General features: G+C 70.8%; 2 protein-coding genes. Both read right to left on the reverse strand.

Annotated features, from left to right (window positions below; all coding sequences use genetic code 11):
* The coding region (locus AB0D12_RS41050; protein ID WP_362695150.1) for a type I polyketide synthase at positions 1–2,208 on the reverse strand (2,208 nt) is incomplete at its 3' end.
* Between the two features lie 67 nt (positions 2,209–2,275).
* Positions 2,276–3,094: beta-ketoacyl reductase (locus AB0D12_RS41055; protein WP_362695153.1), on the reverse strand; the 819-nt coding region annotated here is incomplete at its 5' end.

Here is a 3,094-nt window from a genome sequence, read left to right on the forward strand (position 1 = left end):
CAAGGGCAGAACCTCGGCTTCGGACGCCTGGACGGCGATCATCACGCCACCAGCAGGCAGCGCCCGCATCAACCGCCCACGAGCCTCAACCAGCGTGCACGCATCCTCCAGGGAGAACACCCCGGCCACATGCGCGGCCGCAATCTCACCGATGGAGTGACCCGCCAGGTAGTCCGGCCTCACACCCCACGACTCCACCAGCCGGAACAACGCCACCTCAACCGCGAACAATGCAGGCTGCGTCACCGCCGTCTGATCCAGCGCAGCACTGTCAGTCCCGAACAGCACATCCCTCAATGGCAGTTCCAGCCGCGCACACACCGCATCCAGCGCCTCCGCGAACACCGGATACGCCTCATACAGCTCCCGGCCCATCCCCAGCCGCTGACTCCCCTGCCCCGTGAACAGGAACGCGACCTTGCCCCGCGCTCCCGCCTCGCCGAGCACGACGCGCGCCGTGGTCTCGCCCGACGCCAGCGCGGCGAGATCGGCGAGGGCGTTCTCCCGGCCGGTCGCGACAACGACGGCGCGGTGTTCCAGCGCCGCCCGCCCTGTGGCCAGGGAGTGACCGATGTCCACCGGGGCCTGGTCCGGGTGGTTCCGCACGTGGGCGAGCAGGCGCTCCGCCTGGGCGTGCAGGGCCTCCTCCGTACGGGCCGAGACAGGCCAGGGCAGTACGGGAGGCACGGAAACGGGCCGCACCTCGGTCCCGGCGGCCTCGGTGTCTGCCCGCTCGGTGCCCTCCGTGTCCTCCGTCCCCTCAGAGCCGTGCGTGCCCTCAGAGCCGTCCGTCTCGTCGTCGGCCGACTGTGTCTCGGCCTCCGGCAGCGGTGCCTGCTCGATGATGGTGTGCGCGTTGGTGCCGCTGATGCCGAACGACGACACGGCGCAGCGGCGCGGGCGGCCGGTCTCCGGCCACTCCACCGTCTCCCTCAGCAGCGAGACGGCGCCCGCCGACCAGTCGACGTTGGTCGACGGCTCGTCGACGTGCAGCGTCTTGGGGATACGGCCGTGGCGGATCGCCATGACCATCTTGATGATGCCGGCGACGCCGGCGGCCGCCTGCGTGTGACCGAGGTTCGACTTGACCGAGCCGAGCCACAGCGGGCTGTCCTCGGTGTGCTCCCGGCCGTAGGTCGCGAGCAGGGCCTGCGCCTCGATCGGGTCACCCAGCGTCGTACCCGTACCGTGCGCCTCGACGACGTCGACGTCAGCCGCTGTGAGGCGGGCGTCGGCCAGGGCCTGGCGGATGACCCGCTGCTGCGAGGGGCCGTTCGGAGCGGTCAGGCCGTTGCTCGCACCGTCCTGGTTGACGGCCGAGCCGCGGACCACGGCGAGGACCGTATGACCGTTCTTGCGTGCGTCGGAGAGCCGTTCCACGAGGAGCATGCCCGCGCCCTCGGCCCAGCCGGTGCCGTCCGCGGAGTCCGCGAACGACTTGCATCGGCCGTCGAAGGACAGGCCGCGCTGACGGCTGAACTCGGTGAACGTACCCGGTGTCGCCATCACGGTGACACCGCCCGCGAGAGCGAGTGAGCACTCGCCCTTGCGGAGCGCCTGCATGGCCAGGTGCAATGTGACGAGGGAGGACGAGCAGGCCGTGTCGACGGTGAGCGCCGGGCCCTCCAGGCCGAAGGTGTACGAGACCCGGCCGGAGGCGATGCTGCTGGAGCCGCCGGTGCCGAGGTAGCCCTCGACCTCCTCCGGGACGGCACGCAGACGAGAGGCGTAGTCGTGGTACATGACGCCCGCGAAGACGCCCGTACGGCTGCCGCGCACCGAGGTCGGGTCGATCCCCGCCCGCTCGAACGCCTCCCACGAGGTTTCCAGCAGCAGCCGCTGCTGCGGGTCCATCGCCACGGCCTCACGCGGCGAGATCCCGAAGAACGCCGGATCGAATCGGTTGGCCGAGTGCAGGAAGCCGCCTTCCTGCACATAGCTCGTGCCCCGCCCGTCGGGGTCCGCGTCGAAGAGCCGCCCCATGTCCCAGCCCCGGTCGGTGGGGAAGGGAGAGATGGCGTCGGTCTCCTCGGACACCAGCCGCCACAGGTCTTCGGGCGACTCGACGTCTCCCGGGTAGCGGCAGCTCATCCCGACGATCGCGATCGGCTCCTGCTCCTCCGACTCGACCTCCTGAAGACGGCGGCGCGTCTCGTGGAGATCGGCCGTCACCCGCTTCAGGAAGTACCGGAGCTTTTCCTCATTCATGCGTGCATCCCTCGTACAGAAGCCAGAAAGACAGAGCCGTCGGAAAGGGCGGAGCCGAGCCGTCGCATCACGAGATTCCGAACTCCTTGCCGATGAAGTCGAAGAGGTCGTCGTCGGTCGCGGTCTCGAGCGCCTCGGCCACATCGGCGTCGTCGGCGCCCGCGGGTTCGCCGGCCTCGCTCCAGGCGGCCAGCAGTGCCTGCAGACGCTCGGTGATGCGGGTACGTCCGTCGTCGTCGGGCACGGACGCGACGAGCGTCTTCTCCAGCCGGTCGAGTTCGGCGAGCAGCGGGGGAACCGCCGCGGCGCCGTCCTGCCAGAGCTCGTCCCGCAGGTACTCCACCAGCGCGGTCGGCGTCGGGTAGTCGAAGACGAGCGTGGCGGGCAGTCGTACGCCGGTCGCTCCGCCGAGCCTGTTGCGCAGCTCGACGGCGGTCAGCGAGTCGAAGCCCACCTCGTTGAACGACCGTGCCGGGTCGACCGCTTCGGGCCCGGCGAAGCCGAGCACGGCCGCGACGTACGTGCAGACCAGCTCCAGCAGCGCCTCGTCCCGTGCGGCCGGTGCAAGCCCGGCCAGGCGCTCCCGCAGCGCCGTCCCACCGTCAGCGCCGGTGTCGGCGGCGCCTGCGGCGCGGCGGGTGGGAGTACGGACGAGGCCGCTGAGCAGCGGCGGCAGCATGCCGCTGCCCGCCTGCGCCCGTAGAGCCCCCAGATCCAGCTTTACGGGGACGAACAGCGCCTGCTCGGACGCGGACGCGGCGTCGAACAGCGCCACGCCCTCCTCCGCGGAAAGCGCACTGACACCACCACGGCCGAGACGATCACGATCCGTCTCACCCAGCTCGCCTGTCATGGCCGACGCTTCGGCCCACAGACCCCAGGCGAG

It is taken from the genome of Streptomyces sp. NPDC048479 (assembly GCF_040651435.1).
GTDB lineage: Bacteria > Actinomycetota > Actinomycetes > Streptomycetales > Streptomycetaceae > Streptomyces.